This is a genomic window from Anaerosalibacter sp. Marseille-P3206 (assembly GCF_900155565.1).
In the GTDB taxonomy this organism is placed as follows: Bacteria; Bacillota; Clostridia; order Tissierellales; family Sporanaerobacteraceae; genus FUHM01.
Genome location: NZ_FUHM01000002.1, coordinates 1,060,695 through 1,087,070 on the forward strand (window position 1 = coordinate 1,060,695; position 26,376 = coordinate 1,087,070).

Annotated in this window: 14 protein-coding genes and 2 CRISPR repeat arrays (1 of these 16 cut by a window edge); of the genes, 2 read left to right on the plus strand and 12 right to left on the minus strand. The window is 28.7% G+C overall.

The genetic code is table 11. The features are described from left to right. Nucleotides 1–6,416: a CRISPR direct-repeat array (repeat unit 30 nt; unit sequence GTTTCAATTCCTTATAGGTAGTCTAATAGT); it begins 701 nt to the left of the window's first position. Between the two features lie 192 nt (nt 6,417–6,608). The 10 genes from cas2 to BQ9840_RS06625 all read right to left on the minus strand — a co-directional run bounded on the left by cas2 (nt 6,609) and on the right by BQ9840_RS06625 (nt 19,796). Beyond that, nucleotides 6,609–6,872: a CRISPR-associated endonuclease Cas2 gene (cas2, locus tag BQ9840_RS06580; protein WP_077369026.1), complete on the minus strand. Its 264-nt coding sequence runs from the start codon at nt 6,870–6,872 to the stop codon at nt 6,609–6,611. A 9-nt stretch (nt 6,873–6,881) separates the two neighbouring features. Further along, on the minus strand, nt 6,882–7,874 hold the full coding sequence (gene cas1b, locus BQ9840_RS06585) for a type I-B CRISPR-associated endonuclease Cas1b (RefSeq protein WP_077369027.1): 993 nt from the start codon (nt 7,872–7,874) through the stop codon (nt 6,882–6,884). Nucleotides 7,875–7,886: 12 nt separating this feature from the next. After that, nucleotides 7,887–8,387 (minus strand): CRISPR-associated protein Cas4, encoded by a 501-nt coding sequence (gene cas4, locus BQ9840_RS06590; protein WP_077369028.1) that lies wholly within the window; start codon nt 8,385–8,387, stop codon nt 7,887–7,889. Nucleotides 8,388–8,414: 27 nt separating this feature from the next. Continuing rightward, nucleotides 8,415–10,901 carry a CRISPR-associated helicase/endonuclease Cas3 gene (locus BQ9840_RS06595; protein WP_077369029.1) on the minus strand — a complete coding sequence of 829 codons (2,487 nt, stop codon included), beginning with the start codon at nt 10,899–10,901 and terminating at the stop codon, nt 8,415–8,417. A 60-nt stretch (nt 10,902–10,961) separates the two neighbouring features. After that, complete coding sequence (gene cas5, locus BQ9840_RS06600) at nt 10,962–11,726, minus strand: CRISPR-associated protein Cas5 (RefSeq protein ID WP_077369030.1); 765 nt, start codon at nt 11,724–11,726, stop codon at nt 10,962–10,964. Between the two features lie 2 nt (nt 11,727–11,728). Next, nucleotides 11,729–12,781: a CRISPR-associated protein gene (locus tag BQ9840_RS06605; RefSeq protein WP_077369031.1), complete on the minus strand. Its 1,053-nt coding sequence runs from the start codon at nt 12,779–12,781 to the stop codon at nt 11,729–11,731. A gap of 25 nt (nt 12,782–12,806) precedes the next feature. Then, on the minus strand, nt 12,807–14,873 hold the full coding sequence (locus tag BQ9840_RS06610; protein ID WP_077369032.1) for a TM1802 family CRISPR-associated protein: 2,067 nt from the start codon (nt 14,871–14,873) through the stop codon (nt 12,807–12,809). 20 nt (nt 14,874–14,893) lie between these two features. Beyond that, a complete protein-coding gene (gene cas6 / locus BQ9840_RS06615) occupies nt 14,894–15,637 on the minus strand; it encodes a CRISPR-associated endoribonuclease Cas6 (RefSeq protein ID WP_200804891.1) in 744 nt (247 codons plus the stop codon). A 13-nt stretch (nt 15,638–15,650) separates the two neighbouring features. Then, on the minus strand, nt 15,651–15,929 hold the full coding sequence (locus BQ9840_RS06620) for a transposase (protein WP_159436095.1): 279 nt from the start codon (nt 15,927–15,929) through the stop codon (nt 15,651–15,653). Nucleotides 15,930–16,336: 407 nt separating this feature from the next. After that, nucleotides 16,337–18,707: direct repeats of the CRISPR family, unit length 30 nt; unit sequence GTTTCAATTCCTTATAGGTAGTCTAAAAAT. A gap of 234 nt (nt 18,708–18,941) precedes the next feature. Further along, on the minus strand, nt 18,942–19,796 hold the full coding sequence (locus tag BQ9840_RS06625) for an AAA family ATPase (protein WP_077369034.1): 855 nt from the start codon (nt 19,794–19,796) through the stop codon (nt 18,942–18,944). 239 nt (nt 19,797–20,035) lie between these two features. Here BQ9840_RS06625 and BQ9840_RS06630 point away from each other — a divergent pair, with 239 nt between their 5' ends. Then, nucleotides 20,036–22,093 (plus strand): S-layer homology domain-containing protein, encoded by a 2,058-nt coding sequence (locus BQ9840_RS06630; protein ID WP_077369035.1) that lies wholly within the window; start codon nt 20,036–20,038, stop codon nt 22,091–22,093. 81 nt (nt 22,094–22,174) lie between these two features. Here BQ9840_RS06630 and BQ9840_RS06635 read toward each other — a convergent pair whose 3' ends face one another. Together BQ9840_RS06635 and BQ9840_RS06640 are read right to left on the minus strand one after the other, a co-directional pair. Next, nucleotides 22,175–22,450, minus strand: coding sequence for a hypothetical protein (locus tag BQ9840_RS06635; RefSeq protein WP_077369036.1), 276 nt, complete (start codon nt 22,448–22,450; stop codon nt 22,175–22,177). Between the two features lie 104 nt (nt 22,451–22,554). Further along, nucleotides 22,555–24,897 carry an ATP-dependent DNA helicase gene (locus tag BQ9840_RS06640; protein WP_077369037.1) on the minus strand — a complete coding sequence of 781 codons (2,343 nt, stop codon included), beginning with the start codon at nt 24,895–24,897 and terminating at the stop codon, nt 22,555–22,557. Nucleotides 24,898–25,086: 189 nt separating this feature from the next. On the opposite strand from BQ9840_RS06640, the gene BQ9840_RS06645 reads away from it, so the two are divergent. Beyond that, on the plus strand, nt 25,087–26,322 hold the full coding sequence (locus BQ9840_RS06645) for an aminopeptidase (protein ID WP_077369038.1): 1,236 nt from the start codon (nt 25,087–25,089) through the stop codon (nt 26,320–26,322). Nucleotides 26,323–26,376 lie beyond the last annotated feature (54 nt).

A 26,376-nucleotide genomic window follows, 5' to 3' on the forward strand; every position in this document is an offset into this window, starting at 1 on the left:
ATATTCCATTCCCTAACATAAATCCTATTCCATGTTTCAATTCCTTATAGGTAGTCTAATAGTACTACTGCAATAGCATATAGCTTGTTTACCATCACTGTTTCAATTCCTTATAGGTAGTCTAATAGTTATCTCATACACCTCATTGATTGTTGAATGTACAGAGAGTTTCAATTCCTTATAGGTAGTCTAATAGTTTATATAGTTGCCATACCAATTACATTAGTGTATATGTGTTTCAATTCCTTATAGGTAGTCTAATAGTTTCAGTATCGATGCCCCAATATAAACCCATTTTATGTAGTTTCAATTCCTTATAGGTAGTCTAATAGTACAAAGAATCTTTTATTAATATTAAAGCACTTAAAAAGTTTCAATTCCTTATAGGTAGTCTAATAGTTTGATATTTCAATCGTTTTACGTGCTTATATTTTATAGTTTCAATTCCTTATAGGTAGTCTAATAGTATATAGATTATAATCTTCTGCTATTGCATCAGTATAGGGTTTCAATTCCTTATAGGTAGTCTAATAGTGCAGTAGAGGACTATTTAAATCGTTTATTAGAGATAGTTTCAATTCCTTATAGGTAGTCTAATAGTTCAATACTATAATAGTTCAAACGATAGCACTGTATTTTAGTTTCAATTCCTTATAGGTAGTCTAATAGTATTGAAAAAGGAGAAGAAATTATTCCATGGGAAGTAAGTTTCAATTCCTTATAGGTAGTCTAATAGTCTGTTTCCCATCCCGAGAGAGAAAAAACCATTTTCATAGTTTCAATTCCTTATAGGTAGTCTAATAGTAATTAACCCACATATAGTTTTTATTTTCAATTATTTGTTTCAATTCCTTATAGGTAGTCTAATAGTTCAAGTAGTAAAAACTACTAAAAAGACAATAACACTGTTTCAATTCCTTATAGGTAGTCTAATAGTTTTCTCCTCGGGCTTGCTGGTGTAGAGTTATATATATCGTTTCAATTCCTTATAGGTAGTCTAATAGTAATTAGCGAAGAATTGGGAAGGAGGTGCGAATAGATGGGTTTCAATTCCTTATAGGTAGTCTAATAGTGGAGTAGCATTAGAGGTATTAAGCCATGGCATAGGTGGTTTCAATTCCTTATAGGTAGTCTAATAGTATAACCAGGGAAGAATTTGCAACTGTATTGTATAGATGTTTCAATTCCTTATAGGTAGTCTAATAGTCACATCAAAAACGCAATACAAGCTAAATGTGAGAGTGTTTCAATTCCTTATAGGTAGTCTAATAGTGCTATAGTCCAAAGAGTATCTCCGGCTTTTACAACAGTTTCAATTCCTTATAGGTAGTCTAATAGTTAAGTTAATGAATCATATGTCGGTTTATCTAAAGAAGTTTCAATTCCTTATAGGTAGTCTAATAGTCTTAAAATTGCCTTGACTATCAAATGCACTAAATTTGTTTCAATTCCTTATAGGTAGTCTAATAGTATCCAAACTCATACAGAAACACGAAAGATGGATTCGAATGTTTCAATTCCTTATAGGTAGTCTAATAGTTTTTATGTTTTTGTGATATATAACCTACTTTTGCCAGTTTCAATTCCTTATAGGTAGTCTAATAGTTGGAAAACAAATAGGGAAAGTTGAAAATGCTGATTGGAGTTTCAATTCCTTATAGGTAGTCTAATAGTGCGAAAAGTGATGAAAGAGAACATATGCTTTGCAGAGTTTCAATTCCTTATAGGTAGTCTAATAGTGCGAAAAGTGATGAAAGAGAACATATGCTTTGCAGAGTTTCAATTCCTTATAGGTAGTCTAATAGTAAATCCAGCTTTAAAAGAATTACCTATTAATTTAAAGTTTCAATTCCTTATAGGTAGTCTAATAGTTTTAGATGGTGAAATGTATTATAAAGCGGATTTTAGTTTCAATTCCTTATAGGTAGTCTAATAGTTAAGACTTTAAAAGGGGTTAGCTATATAGGGTTTCAGTTTCAATTCCTTATAGGTAGTCTAATAGTTATGATCCAGTGGCAAAACAAGCCATTGACAATGAAAGGTTTCAATTCCTTATAGGTAGTCTAATAGTTATGCCTCCCTTACTCGATTGAGTAGTTTCCTTTGAGTTTCAATTCCTTATAGGTAGTCTAATAGTTGGAATAATAATATCAACAAAACAAAACGTAGTAAAAAGTTTCAATTCCTTATAGGTAGTCTAATAGTTTCCTCTTAGTTTCCTTTTTTGCTAAGCAGATACCTTGTTTCAATTCCTTATAGGTAGTCTAATAGTCATTTATATTATGAATGATGTTATTGAATATACAAGTTTCAATTCCTTATAGGTAGTCTAATAGTTGGACACCTGCTCCAGAGGACATACAGTCTGAAATAGAGTTTCAATTCCTTATAGGTAGTCTAATAGTAAGATAAAAAGCTACTATTAAAATTCACAGGGCTTAGTTTCAATTCCTTATAGGTAGTCTAATAGTAAGATAAAAAGCTACTATTAAAATTCACAGGGCTTAGTTTCAATTCCTTATAGGTAGTCTAATAGTCCTAGGACCTATAATGCTTGTTTGTATAATCTATAATGTTTCAATTCCTTATAGGTAGTCTAATAGTTCTCCACTCCCCTTATGTTTATTATATACATAATAACAGTTTCAATTCCTTATAGGTAGTCTAATAGTAAGCGGGAGCCGGAAAGAGTCAAACTGCAGAAACTAGTTTCAATTCCTTATAGGTAGTCTAATAGTACGATACTATAAATCAGATTAAAAACATTTTAAAAGAGTTTCAATTCCTTATAGGTAGTCTAATAGTTGTCCTATTTCTTCAAATATCTTTGTTTTTCTTGTTTCAATTCCTTATAGGTAGTCTAATAGTAATTAGAGACTTGGAAATTTTATTATTAGATGGAAGGTGTTTCAATTCCTTATAGGTAGTCTAATAGTGGCAAAGAGCTACAGGAAAATATATGACTATTTTCCGTTTCAATTCCTTATAGGTAGTCTAATAGTGTTCATTTTGGTACATTTTAAATTGAACGAAAAACTAGTTTCAATTCCTTATAGGTAGTCTAATAGTAAGTAAAATGTCCATACTGCGGATTTGAAAATCAAGGTTTCAATTCCTTATAGGTAGTCTAATAGTTAGGTATAGATTTGATGCAGAAAAAGCCCAACAAAACAGTTTCAATTCCTTATAGGTAGTCTAATAGTGATATTTCTAGCTCAACTAAAATTTCATTGATTGATTCGTTTCAATTCCTTATAGGTAGTCTAATAGTAATTAGAGGAATACTTTCTAATCCAGTTTATATTGGGTTTCAATTCCTTATAGGTAGTCTAATAGTGTAGATTTAGCAAGTGGCGAGAAGTTACCTAACAGGGGTTTCAATTCCTTATAGGTAGTCTAATAGTAATGACAATAGAGCAGATATAATAACTACTCTAGTTCAGTTTCAATTCCTTATAGGTAGTCTAATAGTTACCAATAAATATTGGAAACCTCTTGCCACTTTTAGTTTCAATTCCTTATAGGTAGTCTAATAGTTAATTTTGTCTATTTTTTTTGAATCAACTAGAAACTGTTTCAATTCCTTATAGGTAGTCTAATAGTAGCCCCACATGGAGCAGGAAGATTAATGAGTAGGAAGTTTCAATTCCTTATAGGTAGTCTAATAGTAGAGATGGATTATGAGGAGTATATAAATTATAAAAGTTTCAATTCCTTATAGGTAGTCTAATAGTCTTATAGAGTGCCTTCCTCTACTACCCGTTAACCTCTGTTTCAATTCCTTATAGGTAGTCTAATAGTGAGGACATTATACAGCCGTATTAATAAAAGAAACTGCAGTTTCAATTCCTTATAGGTAGTCTAATAGTAGTACAGCTGGTACCATAAGAGAAAAAGTGTTTGACTGTTTCAATTCCTTATAGGTAGTCTAATAGTTATGTTTTTTTGTCTTTTTTTCTGATTGAGTTCACCGGTTTCAATTCCTTATAGGTAGTCTAATAGTCATTTAAATGATTTTTCAGATAATAGTTTGGATTTTGAAAGTTTCAATTCCTTATAGGTAGTCTAATAGTGCTATAAATGGAGAATTATATGAACATGATAGTTTCTGTTTCAATTCCTTATAGGTAGTCTAATAGTTTTGCTCAGTTAGAACGTGAGACTATCGCTGAACGTGGTTTCAATTCCTTATAGGTAGTCTAATAGTTCAATTATATAAAATCCAGGTTGAGTAGGATGATCAAGTTTCAATTCCTTATAGGTAGTCTAATAGTGAAAATTTTAAATATACTTATGAATATTTAGATCTTGAGTTTCAATTCCTTATAGGTAGTCTAATAGTATGTTCACAGAAAACAAAGGTTTTAAATTAGTCAAAGTTTCAATTCCTTATAGGTAGTCTAATAGTAAATTATAGTAGAAATTAAAGAATCACCTTACAATTAGTTTCAATTCCTTATAGGTAGTCTAATAGTATATAAATTACAGCATAGTAAAGATATTTATACGGAGTTTCAATTCCTTATAGGTAGTCTAATAGTACAGAAGTGGATGGACTAGTAAAATTATAGTAGAAATGTTTCAATTCCTTATAGGTAGTCTAATAGTTGAGGATTGGAATTTTGCATATAGTTGCTATTGTGATGTTTCAATTCCTTATAGGTAGTCTAATAGTCATCCGATTACTTCAAATCTTTTATAAATCATCTTTGTTTCAATTCCTTATAGGTAGTCTAATAGTGGTATATATATATGAAAGAAAAATTTATCAATAAGATGCGTTTCAATTCCTTATAGGTAGTCTAATAGTCATTGATAAAATAAAAGAAGAATTAGCAGACACAACAGTTTCAATTCCTTATAGGTAGTCTAATAGTCTACAGCCAAAGATTTAATGTACAGGTGTATGTCTAGTTTCAATTCCTTATAGGTAGTCTAATAGTTCATAGCTAGTAAATTGAAAGAGAAAAATTGGGGAATTGAGTTTCAATTCCTTATAGGTAGTCTAATAGTATTGAAGATGAAAGAATGTTTGCATTAATATATTATGGTTTCAATTCCTTATAGGTAGTCTAATAGTTTCTTTCTTGCACTTTCAGCCACATCCTTTTATCAAGTTTCAATTCCTTATAGGTAGTCTAATAGTCTGTAAGTTTGTCCAATGGTCTTTCCCCCCCCTTGGGTTTCAATTCCTTATAGGTAGTCTAATAGTAACATGACCCAAAGAGAACTAGGAGAGAAAGTAGGAGGTTTCAATTCCTTATAGGTAGTCTAATAGTCATATCTTATTGATTCTAACGTTTTATTTTGTTGTTGTTTCAATTCCTTATAGGTAGTCTAATAGTAAATTATGAGGCTCTACAAGGCGATTTAAGGAACGAGTTTCAATTCCTTATAGGTAGTCTAATAGTTTAATATTAGAATATACTGGAATGAAAGATTTTTCAGAGTTTCAATTCCTTATAGGTAGTCTAATAGTATAAATATAAAAAAGAGGAGTGGAAGAATGAAGAAATAGTTTCAATTCCTTATAGGTAGTCTAATAGTAAATATTCCATCATCTATGTCCTTCCTAATACTTATAAGTTTCAATTCCTTATAGGTAGTCTAATAGTAAATATTCATTAATCAGAGAATATTATAGGAAAGGATAGTTTCAATTCCTTATAGGTAGTCTAATAGTTACAGGACTTTATCCTAATGGATATAGTGAAATCGTTTCAATTCCTTATAGGTAGTCTAATAGTCTTAATTAGGAGGTTCTACAATGGAACAATTATTAGTGTTTCAATTCCTTATAGGTAGTCTAATAGTAAATATGTTAAAAAATCACAAACTAGCAAAAGCAAGTGTTTCAATTCCTTATAGGTAGTCTAATAGTAAACAAATGAAGTAACTATTGAGACACATGGTACTCAGTTTCAATTCCTTATAGGTAGTCTAATAGTTTAAAGTTGCAACTTTTAATGCATCCATCCACCTTGTTTCAATTCCTTATAGGTAGTCTAATAGTTAGCCTATATCTTATATAACAGCTCAAAAACTGGGGTGTTTCAATTCCTTATAGGTAGTCTAATAGTAAAGATTTGACATTTGGAGTCAAAAAGAAGTTGATGAGTTTCAATTCCTTATAGGTAGTCTAATAGTTGTCTGAAGTGTTCAAGTCTTTATATAATGGTATATGTTTCAATTCCTTATAGGTAGTCTAATAGTCTACATCTGACAATCGCATTAATGACGCATTACAGTCGTGTTTCAATTCCTTATAGGTAGTCTAATAGTATGCTGGTGTTAAATAGGTCAGGAATCCTGGTTCTGGTTTCAATTCCTTATAGGTAGTCTAATAGTTATCTTTACCGCTACAAATTACCTTCATCAAATCACCAGTTTCAATTCCTTATAGGTAGTCTAATAGTCCATCTAACACCTTGATATTACTACATTCCTATAATTATGTCAAATTATAAATAAGCTTCTAAATATTACATACTTTTAATATAATTTCATCAAATCCTGTTAGTATCAATGTTTTACAAAAAAATAAAATGTCGTCGATCCCCAGTGGTTTTTGCACTACTGATGGTCGACGACATTTTTATTGCTTGTTTCTATAAAAAATTATTTTCTCCACCTTTTTTTATACCCATTATTTCAACAGAAGAATATCTAGTTGTTCTAAATTGATATATTATAACTGAATCTTCTTCAAAATTAATTATTCTGTTTAATTCTATTTTTAGTTTTTCTAAATTCGCAACAGATATTTCACCTTCAAAAACAGAGTTTTGTACCCAATATAGATACTTTCTACAAGTTTTTAAAACTTTTGCAACTCTTTTTTCGCCAATGTCATACACAAGTATTACAAACATTATATCACCTTACCATCTTGAAACATATGGTTCATACTCAGATTCACCCATAAGATGCTTTTCCAATTTATATAACTCAAGCCTAATTAACCTTCTATATGAAACTTTCCTTCCTAATTGCCTATGTTGTATAGTAGTTATTAATCTTTTATCAAATTCTTCAACAAAAGTTTTTCTACCTTTTTCTTTTAATAAAATTCCACCCAATTCTTCTTCAAAGTCACTTTTTTTAATCATTTTTTTACTTATTAATGTGAAAATAATCCTATCTATGATAATTGGTTTAAATATCTCCGCTACATCTAAATTCAATGTAAATCTTCTAAAATTAGTTGTGTGTAAATAGCCAATTCTAGGATCTAAGTGTGTTTTATATATCTCACTTAAAACTAGTACATATAAAATTGAATTTCCAAAACTAATCATAGCATTTAACTCATTTTTAGGTGGTCTCCTAGTTCTTTGTCCGAATACAAAGTCATCGTTATTTATAATCGTATCAAAGCTTTTATAATAAGTATCCCTTATATTTCCCTCTATGGCCATTAATTCATTTATATTATTACAATACGAAATCCTATCTTGTAACGAATAAATACTATCTTCTATATTCACTAAATCCTTATCTCTATTCTTATAGTATCTAATTATATTTAGTATGTTTTTACTACTACCTTCTACAAATTTACTTGCTATTAGCATTCTTTTATTATCATCTAAATAGTTTTCAGCTTGTTTTAATATCATGTATCCAGAATTATAATGTTCTCTAGGATAATAAGTTCCTGTATAATAGCCATAATAGTTAAAAAAATGTAATAAAATTTCCTTTTGTGATAAAAATTCCAATAAGCTTTTATTTAAACTTACTTCTCCAAATATGAATATATCATTAATATCTTCTATTGGAAAATATCTCTTCCCTTCAGATGTCTCGAAACATAAGGTATTATCTTTCCTTTTTATTTCTCCATCATTAAACACATATAACGTCTTCTTCATGTTTACTCCCCCTTATGACCAACAAAATTCTCTATAAGCACATTTATTACAAAAATTAATCTTTATTGGTTGAGGTGGAAATGGTTGATAACAAATTCTAAGTATTTCTGTCTCAATTTGTTCTAAGCCTTTCTTAACCTCATCTGTTAATTCAATTTCTTCCCTTTTTCTCTCCTTAGGAAACATTAAAGTACCTTTCCCCTCTATACCATTCCTTTCTAATTCCAATAAATAGTATGCTAGCTGTTTCCTAGCACTTTCTATATATTTTGAGCTTTTCTTTACTTCACCAATCATCACATATCCATCATTTTCTTCCACTATATCAACTTTAATATTCCCTATTGATACTTCTTTTGTTTTTCTGGTATATGAATTCTCATGAATAAATCTACCTAAATCAATGTTTTCATCGTCCTGATCTGGAGATATACTATGAGACATCAACCATACTTCCCTTTTACAAATAAAATAATACCAAACTAAGGTTCCGTTTACGTTTAAACCTTCCACTTATTTCACCACCATACTTGAATAAAATTATAAAATAAAACCCTCTCCACTCTCATCTATAAATCCTGTATTCTCATTATAGTACTGTTCTTTTTGATCAAGTGGTATCCAGAATAAAGATGAAACAGCGTCTCCTCTTGCTACAAATTCTATAGGTCTATTTTTTATTAATTTATTAATTCTAATTTGTATAATATAATCATTCATTTTTGTCATAACTAATCTTATCAGAGCCTTTCTTTGAAATATATCAAGTTCTCCTTTTACGTCTTTGAAATCTTCCCCTAATACAGGTACTAAATCATAGTTAAATTCATTTTCATATTTAATTAAAGCTTCATAAGCGTCTGCTAAATCAGAAGCCTTCTCATCCTCTTCTAGAAATACATCCACAACTTCACCAATATTATCAATAAGCTTAAATTCGTATAAAGCATCAAAATCCAGCTTCATTATTCCTTCATCCCAAATATACCTTGATTTATCTGAAATACCTCTAGCTAATGCTAAATTATAGTATTCATCAATTAATTCACCATAGTCTTCCTCATTTATTTCTTCTTTCTTTTTAAATAAATCCAATGTTGACTGTCTGTGAGAAAGATCATATATATAATTATTATCATTTCCTAATTGAACAATATAAACAGGTAGGTTAGTTCCCTTTTTCCCTTCTCTGTTAATTCGACCTGCTGTTTGAATTAAAGAATCTAAAGGAGCAAAGTCTCTAAATCCCATGTCAAAATCCAAATCGACACCTGCCTCAATTGTTTGAGTTGAAACTAATATAACTGGTTCACTTCTATCAAGTATTTTCTTTACTTCATCTATTACTTGTCTTCTTTCTTTTGGAATAATATTTGTAGATAGATAATAAATAGGCACACCAAAATCTCGATCTGCTAATTCTTTTTTTATTCCATTATAAACTTCAATACTACGCTTTATTGTATTAACAACAACTAATCCAGATTTGTTACTTTCCCATTTTTCGAAAAATATTTCTATAAATTCTTGAGTATTTATTTTTTTATTTAGAATTGGAACAAATTTAGTTCTGTTAAGTTGATTGAAATATTTTTTATTATTAGGTAACAATTCGATTCTTCTAGCACTTTCTAAAACAATATTGTTTTCAGAAAGAAGCATATCGCCAAATTGTAATAACTTAGGTTGTGTTGCTGTCATTAATATAAATCGTGTTCCATAGTATTTACTTATCATTTGCAACGTTGCCCCAACTAAAGGCATATAATCTTCTGGTATTGCTTGTGCTTCATCTAATATAACTATACTTCCTGCCAGCTTATTTATTTTCTTTAAAGGCTTATTTTCACCTGTAAATATTGAATGAAAAAGTTGCACAAATGTTGTTAGTATAACATCTCCATCCCAAGCTTCAGTTTCTAATAAGGCCTTATCTACTGGAGTTTCTTTATAAGAGGCTATTCTTGCTGAAAAATCTGATAGTCTATGATGAACTACTATTTTTGCTTGATTTGATAATACATTTTCATACTCCTTTACATTTTGCTCAATAATGTTTATAAACGGTATAGCAGTTATTATTCTAGGAGTATATTCTTCAACTTCTTGAATTCTATCTTGTAATTTCAAAGCACATTGTAGTGATGATAAAGTTTTACCAATTCCTGTAGGGGCTGTAAGGGTGAAAAACTTAGTCTTCTTTATTTCCTCATCTGTTAACTTATCAATAACTTCTAACATAGTAATCCTTGCTTCTTCTCTATTATCCATCAAATCACATTTTTCTTTCCCAAAACGAATAGTAGCTAAATATTTTGTTACACTGTCTGGAGAAATCTTTTTAACTTTATATGGTGAAATATATGCAGAATCTAACTTATCAACATCTATAAGAATAGAAAATATATAAATAAGTAAAAAATACCATCTGACATTTCTTATTCTTCCGTTGTTAAACATAAGAGGTATATATTCTACACCCCTTTTATTTTCTTTCAACAATTCAATATCAAAATAATTTAAAAAACATTCTAAATCCATTTTATTTTCAAATCCTAAATCTCTAAATACATCCTCTCCTTTTATTAGAAAATGTTCTTCTAATTTCTTTATTTCTTTCCACATACTTTTTTCAAACAAACCATTTTTTCTCAAAGAAGTATGATGTAATCTTGTGGAAAGATAACATAAAAAAATCAATACTTCAAATGTCTTCCTATCTAAATTTTCTTGATTTAAATTATTGTTTAAATAATTGTAAGTAAAACAAGCTGAAATATGTGCATGATTTTTAAATTTACTATTTTTATTATTAATTAAATAGTCTTGAAAATAATCGCTGTACTTACCTATATCATGATAATATCCCGTCCAGTAAATAACATCTCTAATAATAGAATTGTCTATATCGTCAAAGCATACTAATGGTGGTACTTGAGCTTCAGCTAGTTTTGCTACAGAATTTAAATGATCTTTCAAAAACTGTTTCTCGTTCTTCTCTTTATCATAGTGTGCATAATATTCCATATAAGTATTCACCTCTTTAGTTAAAAGCATTGTGATTTAGTTAAATCACAATGCTTTTATTTACTCTAGCCATACTATATTTTCTTTGTTTTCTAATCTTACAAAAGAATCTACACAAGCAGGAATACAGTTACCATTTATATTTACCAAAATATCCTTTAATCCTTCTGAAGTTAGTTTTCTTTCCATGTCAAACTCTAAAGGTAATTCTTCTTTTAAAATTCTATATTTTCCTTCCAACATACTACCAATTTTTATTTCTTCAACCTTTTCTAAAGGGATAGCTGAAGAAAATATTACTTCACTTAATCCTTCAATCTTTTCTCCTTCTATAATTTCAATTCCATCAATCCATCCTAAATTAAATGCACTACCTAAGGCTATTGATATACCATAACTTAAATAATAATCCTTTTCATAATCAGCAAATAAATCTTCTATCCTATTCATAATACTTGTTTCAGTATGATGTATCCAAATTTTATAATCTATATAATCGTTTCTTATATTTTGAGGTATAACTAATTCCATTGGAGTTTGACTATGATGTTCTTGAGAACCATTCAAATCATTGGGAGATTTTATCATTAAATAATTTAACTTTTGCATTGTCTTTTTAATTGGTCTACATGAAGCTATAGCAATTTTACATTTATTTAATGAAAATTCTTCATAGTAACCATCTCTCTCCCATCCCAAAAGCCCTGCTACAATTCCACATACAGTCATTCTTGGAGGTATAAAATAAGAAAGAGCTGATGAGTTACTATAAAACTTTCTAAAATGTGCCATCTTTCCTTTTAAATGAAATGAAATTACTTTCATTATTAACCCTCCATTTTTATAGGTTCCCACAGATCTACTTTCTCAAATTGTGGCATATTGATTAATAATTCTTCTTTTTCAAAAGGATGTTTCCAACCTATAACCTTATCTATATATCCTTCCTCTTTCATTTTTTCTAAAACAGTATTTAACCTACTAAAATCTACTATTAAATCTTCTAAACTTCTAATAGCTTTATCCTCATAATTAACATCAATAAATCTTCTCAAATCACCTAAATATCCGTCAAAATCTTCTTTATAGATAACTTCTAAATAAAATAATGGTTCTTGGCCTTGTTTACTATCCGTTTGATTAGACATTATACTTTGTACTAAGGATTTTCTAAATAACTCCCTGTCTTCTACTGTCATTCCAGTCCTTTGAGCATTATATTTATTTATTGTTCCATAATGGGATATAAGGGCATAATACAATTTGTATTTTTTCCCAAAAGTAGAACTATCATCATTCATTATAGATGTTATAGTACTAGATTTCACTAGTTCTACTGGATGGAGAGAATACCCCCAACTCAATTGGATAGGGCCTGTATATGTTCTGCTTACTCCCTCTACAGCCATAGCACTTCCAAACAAGCGAATATCTATCAGTGAACTTTTTATTATTTCTGTCAAAAATATATTGTTAAACTTCACAAAATTCTTGTTTTTCTTTAATTTATCTTTCTTTTCTAAATAAATTTTTAGATAATTTTCTTCTTTACCAAAAATATTTTCCCATTCATCTTTTAATGTAGGATTATTTTTAAATAAACCATTCATTTTTTCATTACTACTAAGCCAACTGTCTCTTATAAACTCAAACATCTTATCCATTGGAACTTTTTGGTCAGCTAATGTATCTACAAATATTGGATACCCTTTATTCTTTAAAAAATCCCTTACATCCCTTTTCCTTCTACCATCGCTTACTAATATAGTAGAAGTTTCATAATCCATTCTCGGTTTATTCTCTTGATCAGGGTCTCCATTTGGATTAGAAAGGGTTGATTGAAACCCGAATAAAAAATCACTATTATTATTCACTATCATCTTTATTTCTCCCTCCATTTTTATTCTATTCTATATTTTCATTGAATTCTTCTATTGTTTGCTTCTGTGCTTCTATTTCATCTTTACTTAAATCGGGTGATTTATTGCCTATCATATACGAATATCCTGCCATTATATAAAATACATTTTCTTGATCACTTAAAGACCAACTCTTTTCTAATGTACCAAAATAATTATGAAATCGATTCATAATACCTTCTACAAATAAATTCATTTTTTCATATTGCCTTAATTTTTCTACTATATCTCCGTATAGTCTATATAAATCTTTTTCATTCATTCCTTGGAATTGTATTTTCTTTAAAATAGGTTTAGTTTTGTGTTCTTTTTGATATTGAGCAATAGCCACCCTATTAACTAATATTCCTAAATAAAATAATGCTCTAGCATCATTTACAAATCCTTGCTCATCTAAAAATGTTTCTATTTTCATAATAGATGAATTAACCTTTTCCGATGGAGTATTTATTTTATTCAAAACTTGTCCCCCCTCTTCATTTTTTTCAAATACTTCTTTATCTAAAACATTAAGTTCCTGACATGTTTTTAAAAGTACAATATATCCAAATATTATTCTTTTGATAAAAAAATCTTCATATTCTAAATACCCTTTAATTCCCATATTAAGATAATTGTCAATTTTAGATTTACCTAATTGTCTAAGCCCTTTTTCCAAAGCTTCTACAGCATATGAATATAAAACACTTGCAGCAACCTGTTCCCCTGATAATAAAGCTTTATACAGTGATAATACCCTACCTATATCAATCTGTTCTTTATTATTGTTAGTTTTCACAGGTATTAATCTATATATTGATCCTAGTGATATCTTTTTAGTATGGGATTCTAAAATTTCCGTATAATCAGCTAATATTTCCATAACCTTTTTTAATCTAAGAGTAGGTACATCTTCTATTGTTTCTAAAACTGTAACCGAATTTCCGTCAGTTCTATAAAAAACAAAGCTAACAGTATATAATCCTACATCATCAATATCTTGTATCATATTTATATTTTCAACCCAAGTTTTTGCATCATCACTTTTAAATGCTAAGTCTACATCTTTTTTAAGTATGTTTAATGAATTATAATCAAAATTTGCCATCAAAGCTTCAGGTACTATAAACACATCTTCACCAGCAATTCTACTTTTGAATTCTTTAGAGATTATTTTTTCACCCGTTAATAATTTCTGATAACAATCACTACATATTGAATATGTGTTGTCATAATCGAATTTTTGTAAAAATTGAGATGTATTTATTGTGGTAGTTGTAAATATTTTATTTATTCCTGTTCTACTAAACTTTTTAGAATATTTACTTGAAACATCACTTTTTTGTTTTTTGCAAATATAACAAACTTTCTTTTCTTTTTTATCATCATCTTCTTTATCGTAAGCACCTAAATTATTAACCTTTTTTATAACCTCTAAATAATCAATATGAGTAGAAAGAACAATTTCTTCTTCACTTTCTAATATAACCTTGGGAACCACTAATACAAATTTATTGTTTTTGTTGTCATCTTCTATAAATAATCTTATAAAAGCTTCTGGATTATGTCGTTTATCATCAATTTCAATGTTTTTCTTTTCATCTAGTGCTATTTTATTTACTTTGTTATCTTGAACTATAGAAAATTTAGATAAATTTAATTTTCCTTCTCCTTTTTTCTCTCCTAGTTGCATAAATTCTTTATCTTCTAATTTTTTTAATAAAATTGCTAATTGACTTTCTTGCATACCATATTTAACTAAGGTTTGATATAAATCTCCAAAAGCATTAGTTAACAAATATTTAATAGAGTTCGTTTGCCTTGTTAAATAACATTGAGCTGCTGCTGCTGAATTATTTCCAAAATAATAATACTCAAAAACCGAATTTTCACTCATTCTCTTATCTAGTTGAAAATATATTTGCTCTTTTGATAAATCTAGTACTAAAAAAACTATATAAGGCACTTCCTTTTCTTTTACTTTTTTAGCATTTTTTATTACAGAAGAAAATTCACTCTTATTTTTTTGAGAAATATTCTCCCCTATAAATGCAGTTATTTTAGGTAAACTCATCTTTACACCTCCCCTCAAATTCATATTATTTTTATACAGCCAAATCCTTGACTGCTCTTACTACCTAATCCAGTATCTACTCCCATCTGAAGTAGTGGTATTGGCCCTTTCATAACAAATCTTCCTGTATATCCTTTAATAATAAAACCCTTATACTTTACAACAGATAGTTTTGTATATCCAATTGGCGTTAGAATTACTTCTTCTAGAACATCTTTTAAATAAAAAGCTTTATATTTATTTTTAAGATTCTGACTAATCAACTCTGAGAAATCGTTTTCTTGAGGATTGAAATAATAAGTAAACTTCTTTCCATCCTTCCTGTATAAAGTACTATAAACAACTATTGGAGATAGTGTCTCTATTTTTATTTCATTTTCAACAATGTTTTCTTTTACTACACTAATTTCCTTTACTTCTAATTGGTTATTAGCTAGCCTCACTGTCTTCTTAGACAATAATCCATTACCAATAGAATTACTAAACTCATTAAATACAGAAGATATTGTCAATTTTACTGGGCCATTAAATATTATTTTACCTTGCTTCCTATCTAAAAAATAATCTCCTATTAACCTAGAAAAAGTAAACATTTTAAATACTCTTTTTTCATTTTTAAATCCTTCTTGATGCAAAAAACTTGCTAATTCTTCATTTAAAACGTCATATATCATAGCTTGTACCAAATGATTATATTGAATAGGTAAAACTAGCTTTTTATCATTAAACGGTACGAATGTTATAGTTTCTTTTATCTTTCTCACCTCACGTTTTACTTTATAATAATATTTGTTTTTTTCCTAAAAGTTCCTTAAATGTATGTATTTCTATATCTTTTTCCATTATAATTTTTTTAAGAATCTCATTTTCTTTATTTAACAACATAAAATCATTATATGTATCACTTGTAATTGATTTTTCACTCTTTTTTACCCAATAATAAACAGTACTAGGAGGAATATTATACTTTTTTGCAACTAAAGTAGTACTTTCAACCTTCTTGACTTCGTTGACAATTTTATGTTTGAATTTATTTGTATATTTGTTGTTTTTCATCATTTAAAACCTCCAAAATATTTTAATGTATTATTATTATATGGTTATGCCTTTAATTATACTTTTTATATTTTTATTTGTCAATTTTATATTGATTTATTTTATATTTAAATATAATATATATCTATGTAGATTACTTAAAAAGACTTGAAACATGTAATATTATTATATTAGTTATAGTCTACCTATAAGGATTGAGAAGGCATTAGCCTTCTTTTTTTTATTTACACCTAATTACTTCTATAAATATTTAGATTATCCTTCTAAATATTTCATATAAATACAATATTATTAAATTATTTTGTTGACTAAAATTTAATTATTAGTATGGTAATTAAATTGAATGCGATAAAGATAGAAATATCAATAAATCTTTTCAAAATGTCAACCCTAATTTCTATCCTCAATTTACAATTCCTTATAGGTAGTCTAAATATTATGTAAGACCATTTTGTTGGCATCAACATTATGGTGTTTCAATTCCTTATAGGTAGTCTAAATATATGTAGCAAGTAAAGATGAAATAAAAGAAAATGATTAGTTTCAATTCCTTATAGGTAGTCTAAAAATTCATTTTCTTACCTCCCTATCTGTTGTACATACCAAAGTTTCAATTCCTTATAGGTAGTCTAAAAATATTATATGTTCTGTTTTTAGATTTAAGTTCTTTCATGGTTTCAATTCCTTATAGGTAGTCTAAAAATTTTGCCAGTCAAACTCATGTCTCTAATCCATTCTATGTTTCAATTCCTTATAGGTAGTCTAAAAATTCTTAATACCGCTATACACAAAGCTGCAATATTGTCTCTGTTTCAATTCCTTATAGGTAGTCTAAAAATGGTTTTAAGATGAAAGATATAAAAGATAAAACTATAAGTTTCAATTCCTTATAGGTAGTCTAAAAATAGGGGATGAGCATTATATTGATATTTGTGATTTTGAGTTTCAATTCCTTATAGGTAGTCTAAAAATTGGGAAACCTCCAAAAAGGTTTTGGTCGAATGCCTTGTTTCAATTCCTTATAGGTAGTCTAAAAATAGATTGACTATATTTTTATCTAGATTTAGTTTCATAGTTTCAATTCCTTATAGGTAGTCTAAAAATCAATAGGCAAAGCTTTTACTTGTCTTAAACTGTTAGGTTTCAATTCCTTATAGGTAGTCTAAAAATAAAGATGGTGATACTATGCCTAGAAAAGGTGGTTCTAGGTTTCAATTCCTTATAGGTAGTCTAAAAATTGGCATAGCTTCGTGTCAACGTGGTTCTAAGAGAAGTTTCAATTCCTTATAGGTAGTCTAAAAATTATCTTGTATTTGATAGCATCAATAAGATTGTTCATCGTTTCAATTCCTTATAGGTAGTCTAAAAATCTGGCAAAGAGCTGAAAGCATTGCTAAAAAGCATGGGGTTTCAATTCCTTATAGGTAGTCTAAAAATTCCGTCCAAGCATTGCCATCACTATTGTCTATACCTAGTTTCAATTCCTTATAGGTAGTCTAAAAATGATGAAAAAGAACAGATTAACAAAATGAAAGAAATATAGTTTCAATTCCTTATAGGTAGTCTAAAAATGTAACTTTTAAAAGTTGCTAATGGTACGGCTATAACAGGTTTCAATTCCTTATAGGTAGTCTAAAAATTTGGCTTTTATGATAGTATATCTATTGATTATGATTAGTTTCAATTCCTTATAGGTAGTCTAAAAATTATATGTATGTATAGTTTTATATTAGTATATATAAAGTTTCAATTCCTTATAGGTAGTCTAAAAATCAATATCAATTTCATTATCTTCTTGATTTTTCCTATGTTTCAATTCCTTATAGGTAGTCTAAAAATTCAATAACTGATACACCAGATGTGTAATGCTCTTTTATGTTTCAATTCCTTATAGGTAGTCTAAAAATTTCAGCACAGGCACTATCTATCATGGAAGAAGGGTTGTTTCAATTCCTTATAGGTAGTCTAAAAATTAGTAATGTTAATATATAAAATATAACAAATTCTTTGTTTCAATTCCTTATAGGTAGTCTAAAAATCTTGTTTTTTATTTTATCTCTTTTTACTTGATTAATAGTTTCAATTCCTTATAGGTAGTCTAAAAATTGTTACTATGGCTAAGGAACAAGGAAGAAGAGAATCGTTTCAATTCCTTATAGGTAGTCTAAAAATTACTGCAATCATTACATTGCTTTTTACCATTGTATTGTTTCAATTCCTTATAGGTAGTCTAAAAATCGTCTTGTAGAAATTCAATTCTTAATGCTTCGTTACCATGTTTCAATTCCTTATAGGTAGTCTAAAAATTTATAATATGTTTACTACTAAAAAATGCACTATTTAGTTTCAATTCCTTATAGGTAGTCTAAAAATGAAAAACAAGTATTACTATCAAAGTACCAAGTAATCTGTTTCAATTCCTTATAGGTAGTCTAAAAATTTGTAGATATAGTTATAGTTTTATGTTGTGGGCTTTTAGGTTTCAATTCCTTATAGGTAGTCTAAAAATTATAGTTCCTTTGTAAATCTCATCATATCCATTAGGAGTTTCAATTCCTTATAGGTAGTCTAAAAATAGGATAAACAAGATTGTATCATAGCATTAAATAATCTGTTTCAATTCCTTATAGGTAGTCTAAAAATTATCATAATCATAAGTGAGGAAACAAGGGTAAAATTGAGGTTTCAATTCCTTATAGGTAGTCTAAAAATTTCTATTAAGCTATCAGTGCTTATCTTATGATTTAGGTTTCAATTCCTTATAGGTAGTCTAAAAATCCATTGCATACCTTGATATTACTCTATTCCTATAATTATGTCAAATTATAAAAAAACTTCAAAATACCAAGAATTTTTAATATGATTTCAATAAACCCTGTTAATATCAATATTTCACAAATAAATAAAATGTCGTCGATCCCCAGTAGTTTTTGCACTACTGAAGATCGACGACAACTTTTCTTAATATCATATTTGGTTTAAATATCTCTAGTATATACTTATTAATATATTTCAAAACTCCTTTTCATGTCTTTTGAAAAATTCATAATATGTTCTCACATTTTCTAACTCTGTCCATTCTTTCACATCAACTGGATTTTCATCAAGATCATACGTTTTGGCTCCATGCATAGCAAGCAAAAATGGTGAGTGGGTTGATATTATAAACTGACATCCAAAAAATCGTACACAATCCTCAATAAATTTCATTAATTCAATCTGACGTTTTGGAGAAAGACTGTTTTCAGGCTCATCTAATAAATAAAGTCCATTTTCTTTGATTTTTTCTGTGAAATATAAGAATGCACTTTCACCATTAGAATATTCCCTTACATTATCCATCAAGTTTTTTCTCACAAAACGTGACTGAGTTTTGCTTCTAGCAGTATTTACTTTTTTAAGTTGCTCATAATCAGAGATAGACTTCATTTGAAATTGAGAATATTTAGCATCCAAATATTCTTCAAAAAGATCTTCCCGTTTTTGGTCAATTCCTTCGTTGAGATTACGTATATTCAACATATAATCAAATACATCATCACTGGTAATAATTCTGCTATTTTGAGGAATATCGGTCTCAATCTCCATTTCACACATATTGACATAGTCGGTATAGAAATTTGATTTATTATAGATAGAATCACGATTGATTCTTGTTTTTTCTGCTATGACATTTAATGCTGTTGATTTTCCTGAACCATTTCCTCCATATAAAATAGTTAATGGCTCAAAATCAATTCTTTCAAAGCCATGTCTTGACAATATCTTAAATGGATAAAAAGAATCATAGCATTTTCTTTTTATCCTCATGAAAAAATCAAATTCTTTATCTTCATTCGGAAATGTAAAAACATTTAAATAAATCATTATAATCTTCCTTATTATAATATTTTATTAATAATCTATTGATTTTTCACTATTCTCAAACCATCATATCTTTGTTCTATTATACAATAAATTATTATTGAAGTAAAATTTAAGAACATCCATTAGATTAAGTTACAAATGCTATTCTATCTGCAAATCCAGAAAACATCACAATGCCACCTCTTTCCCAATTGACTTATCTTGGTAAATATAATATATTGTGTATAGGAGGCGATATTATGAAAAAAATGAGATTCAAATTTTTAATGTTTGTGATGATATTAACATTGTTAATCACGTGCATACCATTGTATGGATTTGCAGAAGGGGACAGTTTAAACAAGAATATCGAAAAAATAAAAACTCTATTTAAAATAGGGGATGAGTATGAACATTTTAATAATCATCAGTACGACGACCACAATGGTAAAAATATTACAAATCTATATTGGAGTGACCAAAACAATAATATTAATGTAGAAATTGATGAAGAGGAAAACATAATAGGTTATTGGAAAAGTGACTTTATTAGTGATAAAGATAAAAGAATTTATAAGTTCCCTAAAATAACCAAAGAACAAGGAGAAAAAATTGCTAAAGATTTTATAAAAAAATTATATCCTGATATATTAGATAAAATCAAATCAGATGAAAATGATAGTATATATCATAGAAATGATTTAAAAGCATATCATTATAGTTTTGTAAGGACAGAAAATGATATATTCTATAATGAAAACAATGTAAATATTAGTGTAGACACTCAAACTGGAGAAATAACTAGTTTTAATATAAGTTGGGAAAAAGATTTAAAATTTGCAGACAAAAAAGATATCATATCAAAAGATGAAGCAAAAAAAATATATAATGATAATATTGATTTAGAACTATTATATAGTATAAAAGAAACAGATAAAGACGAAAAATCACACTTAGCATATCGTATTATAGATACAGATAAGACAGTTGATGCTAATACAAAGGATATACTAAGCACTTCATATACATCTGCATATCCTATATATGGAAATATGTTTTATCCAGCTATGGAAAATATACCAATTGAAAAAGAAAACGAATTAATAAGCTCTAAAAAAATAATAAGCAGGAAAGAAGCAGGCGAAAAAATAATAGATACATTTAAACTAGGAAAAGGATATGAAATTAATGGTTATAAATTAATGGGCATTAAAGATAAAGATATTTATATATGGCAAGTAATGGTTATGAAGCATATAGAAAACCAAGGAAGTGGTTCTGGTTCAACAATAAATGCCAAAACAGGGGAGATTATGAATTTTTCTGATCCTGGGTTTTCGATGGAACATGAAAAAAAAGCAAAATACAGTAAAGAAGAGTTACTTAAAAAAGCAAATGAATTAATAAAAAATAGTAATCCCGAAAAGTATAAAGAAGTAGAATATATAGAGAATGAAAATGAAGATTTAATTTATAGGAACAATAATATATCAAGTTTTTCATTCGTAAGAAAAGCAAATGGTATAAAAGTTGAAAATGATGGTTTCAATATAACTTTAAGTAACTATACAGGCAATGTACTATCATATAATTATAACTGGAGTGATTTAGAGTTTGAATCTCCAGATAATATAATACAAAAGGATAAAGCTAAAGAAATATTATTAAAAGATAGAGAATTAGTTTTAGAATATCAAAAAGAAACAAATAAAAAAGAAACAAAAGATGTTAAGTTAGTATATGATTTTAAAGAGAAATATTCAACCGTAGATGCTAAAAAGGCTGAAATAATAGACAATACAAAAGAATTAATGGAAAAAGCAAAGGTAAAAGAATATCAAGATATAAAAAATAGTTTTGCTAAAAATCAAATACAAAAATTACAAGATTACATTATTTTATTCGAGGGAGAAGAGTTCAAACCTAAACAAGATATAACTCAAGAAGAGTTTTTCCAATTACTTGCCCAAACCAAAGGTATATATTATTTTTATAACAATCAAGATTATATGTATAAAAGACTTATTGATGAAGGAATACTAAAAAAAGAAGAAAAAAATACAGAAGGAAAAATTACTAGAGAAGAAGCTATAAAATATATAATTAAAGCTTTTGGGCAGGAACCATTAGAAAATTTAGGAGATATATATAATTTAGAGTATGATGATGCAGATAAAATATCAACTAATTTAAAAGGACATATAGCAATTGCTAAAGGACTAGGACTTATAAGTGGAAAAGGAAACTTTAGACCAAAAGATAATTTAACAAGAGAAGAAGCGGCTATTCTAATATATAATATCTTAAATAGGGAATAAAAAATGCATTAGGACGGTTAGAGTACCGCTGTAAAAGTGGACTCAACCGTCCTAAAAATACTTATTTCTCCGCTTTTTTCCCTAATAATACCTCATCAAAGATAACATACTTATACCACTTATTATTGCTATGATAATATTAATACCTAAAATTATAGCTAACATTATAAGTTGTGCCTTACAATAGTTTTTCTTGTTTTCATTAGTATCTCCACTAAATGCCCATACAAATAGCAAAATAATATTTACTATTGGTATAACTAATAAAAGTAACGTTATTACCCAGTCCTTGACCGACATGATTTCATATTTATCCGATGATTCGATATGATTTTGATAATTCCCTTGTTCGTCCATAAGCTCCCCCTTTCCACAATATTTTTCCTCTATTACTAATAGTATTCAGTGGATTCTTTTATGTTCCACTTTTTTGTGAAAAAAGTTTGAAAAGCACAGGAGAACTAACCCTGTGTTTGATTCCAAAACATCTTCAATTGTAATCTCAAACTTTCCAAATTTTTTACTCTATTATACCCCATCCATTCTCTAGGAAATAGTTGCTTATATTTATATGTTGCAAATCTATCATCTATTAATAGTACAATTCCTCTGTCCTTTTCAGTTCTTATGACTCTTCCTGCGGCTTGAAGGACTTTGTTCATTCCTGGATACATATAGGAATATTCATATCCTACATTCTTCTTTTCTTGAAAGTATTCTCTCACTATATTTCTCTCAAGGCATATCTGAGGTAATCCTACCCCTACTATTATGGCTCCTATTAGCTTATCTCCTATTAAGTCTATTCCTTCTGAAAATATCCCCCCTAAAACTGCAAAAGCCACCATAGTCTCATCATTTCTATTGAATTCATCTAAAAATATTTCTCGATCTTCTTCCTTCATAGAAGAATTTTGAAGTATTGTTTTAATGTCAGGATTTCTCTCATTGAATTGTTCATATACTAGTTCCATGTATTTATATGAGGGAAAGAATACGAAATAGTTTCCTTTTTTAGCCCTTACTGTTTCTTCTATATATTTTACAATGCTTACATAGGTTTTTTCCCTGTCTTTATATCTTGTGGAAATATTGTCAGCTATAAATAAACCTAGATTGTCTCTATGGAAAGGGGATGGGGCTTTTGCGGTATAGTCGTCTTCACTTCCACCTAGTATTTCTTTGAAATATTCAATAGGCGTTAGGGTAGCTGAAAAAAATATAGCACTTCTTCCTTTTTTCAATGTTTCACCCAATACATAGGAAGGATCTAAACAATATAGTTTAAATATTATATCATCCCTATTTTCTCCATAGTTTACATACCTTTCGTCATAGTAATCCCATATTCTCATAAAGCCAACTAGATTAAAATATATATCTAATACATCCTTGTACTTTTCATCCTCTTTGTTGTCTAAAAGCCAAGACTCCAACTTTTCTGTTGTCCTTCTTACAAGGGAATATATTTCATCTACTACATCCTTTTTCACAAAGTATTCATCATTACCGTACCATTTTTTAGTCTTAAGCATAAAGCTGTTTAGTTCACCAAAAGACTTTGACAGAGATATGTTTTTATCTTTAAAATATTTTTTGTATTCTAGAAATGGCTCTTTATATATTTCAATAGAATACATTTCCCTAGCTCTATCCACTAGATTGTGAGCTTCATCTATCAGGAAAACAAAGTCTTCTTTGCCTTCTTGGAAAAATCTCTTTAAGGATACTCTTGGGTCAAAAACATAGTTATAATCACAAATAATACAATCAGCAAAAAGACATAAATCTAGTGAAAACTCAAAAGGACAGACAGTATGTTTTTGTCCATAAGCTTCTACTACTTCTCTAGTTATAATATCTTCATTTATCAATACATCCATAAGTGCATGGTTGACTCTATCGTAGTGCCCTTTAGCATAAGGACAGTTTTCCGGTGTACAGTTTACTTCATCATTAAAGCAAATCTTTTCCTTAGCTGTTAATACCACTGTTTTTATTCTAAGACCCTTTGATACCATTTTTCCCATAGAATCTATTGCTACCTGTCTAGTAATAGTCTTTGCAGTAAGATAAAAGATCTTATAGGTGAGGCCTTCTCCTATAGATTTAACTGCTGGAAACATAGTAGATATGGTCTTTCCTATGCCAGTTGGTGCTTGGACAAAGAGGTTTTTCCTATCTAATATGGTTTTGTATACTCCTACTGCTAGTTCTCTTTGACCACTTCTATAAGTTTCAAATGGAAAATCCAATTTTACAATAGATTCATCTCTAGTGATTGCCCAATTAGATAATAGCCTTATCCATTCAATATATTTATCTATTAGTGAATAAAAAAAGTCTTCCAATTCATAAATTGATAGTTTTTTTCTAAATATTTTAGTTTCATCAACGTCTATATTATAATATGTAAGTTGTACATCTATTTCTTCAAGTTGCTTTTCTAAACTATACATATAGGCATAACATTTGGCTTGAGCCCAATGTAGAGGATTATATTCTTCATCTATTAATTCCAATGACTTTGTTGTAGTCTTTATCTCATCAATAACTATTCTATATCCATCTTTTAAGATACCATCAGCTCTTCCTTCCAATGTAATAGAAAAGCCATCTTTTTGGAAGGTATGTTTTAGTACAACTTCGCTTTGATAATTGTCATCATATGAATTTTGTACCTTTTGATGTCCTTTTGTTCCCTCTAAGGCCCGACTTGCTCCCATAAATGTAGAGTCCAAATCTCCAGAACGAAGGACAAATTCTACAAGATTACGTACTGAAATTTTGATTTCCTTATTCATATAAAATCAACCTTTTTCATAATATTAATAGTACTCTTATTGAATTATATCATTTATAATCTCTATCTGCATTCAATAAGTTAGAAAGTTAGTGCCGGGGGCAAATATTTAAGTTGTCCTGAAATCGTTTACATTTTGACAAATTTCATATAAAATATACTTACAGACTAAAATGGCGAGGTGATTTTGTTGAATAAATTTGAAGAGACTTTAAAGAACTATGCAAATTTAGCAGTAAAGGTTGGTATCAATATTCAGAAAGGTCAAAAGCTTGTTATCAATTCTCCTATTGAATGTGCTGATTTTGTACGTCTTATTGCTGAATCTGCTTATGCAGAAGGAGCTAAAGATGTATATGTAGAATGGCATGATGAAAAAATGACGCTTTTAAGGTATATGAATGCTCCTATGGAAGTATTTCAAAACTTCCCAACATGGAAGGCAGACGGTTTCAACCAAATGGCTGAAGAAGGAGCAGGTTTCATCTCTATTGCAGCCTCAAATCCAGAACTTTTGAAAGATGTAGATCCTAAAAAAGTTGCTGAAAACAACAAGGCTAGTTCTATTGCAATGAAGAAATTTAGAGAATACTCTATGAACAATAAAGTTGCATGGTGTGTTGTTTCTGTTCCTACAAATGATTGGGCAACAAAAGTATTCCCAGATCTTCCTGAAGAAGAAGCTGTTGAAAAACTTTGGAAAGCTATATTTATGACTGTAAGAATGGACCAAGAAGATCCTATCAAAGCTTGGGAGGAACATTTGAGGAATACAGAAAATAGAGTTAAATTCTTGAATGAAAAAGCATTCAAAACTCTTCACTATACTTCTTCCAACGGTACTGATGTAGTTGTTGAACTTCCCAAGGGTCATATTTGGGCTGGTGGTGGAGAATACAATACTAAGGATGTATTCTTTGTTGCTAATATGCCTACTGAAGAAGTTTTCACTATGCCTAAGAAAACTGGAGTTAATGGTGTAGTTGTAAGTACTAAACCTCTTAACTATGGTGGAAATTTAATTAACAATTTTAAATTAACTTTCAAAGACGGTAAGGTTGTAGATTTTGAAGCAGAAGAAGGTTACGAAACATTAAAACATCTTTTAGATACAGATGAAGGTGCTAAATACTTAGGAGAAGTAGCTTTGGTTCAATATGATTCTCCTATTTCAAATTCCAATATATTGTTCTACAATACATTGTTTGACGAAAATGCTTCATGTCACTTTGCATTTGGTGCTGCTTATCCAACTTGTATTAAAGGTGGAAGCGAAATGGATGAAAAAGAAAGAGAAGCTCATGGAGTTAATACTTCTCTGACTCATGTGGACTTCATGGTAGGAAGTAGTGATTTAAATATAGTTGGAGAAACTCCTAGTGGAGAAAAAATCCAAGTATTCAAAGATGGAAACTGGGCATTTTAATTCTTCCTTACAATATAAAAATGGCTCTAGTATTAATTTACTAGAGCCATTTTC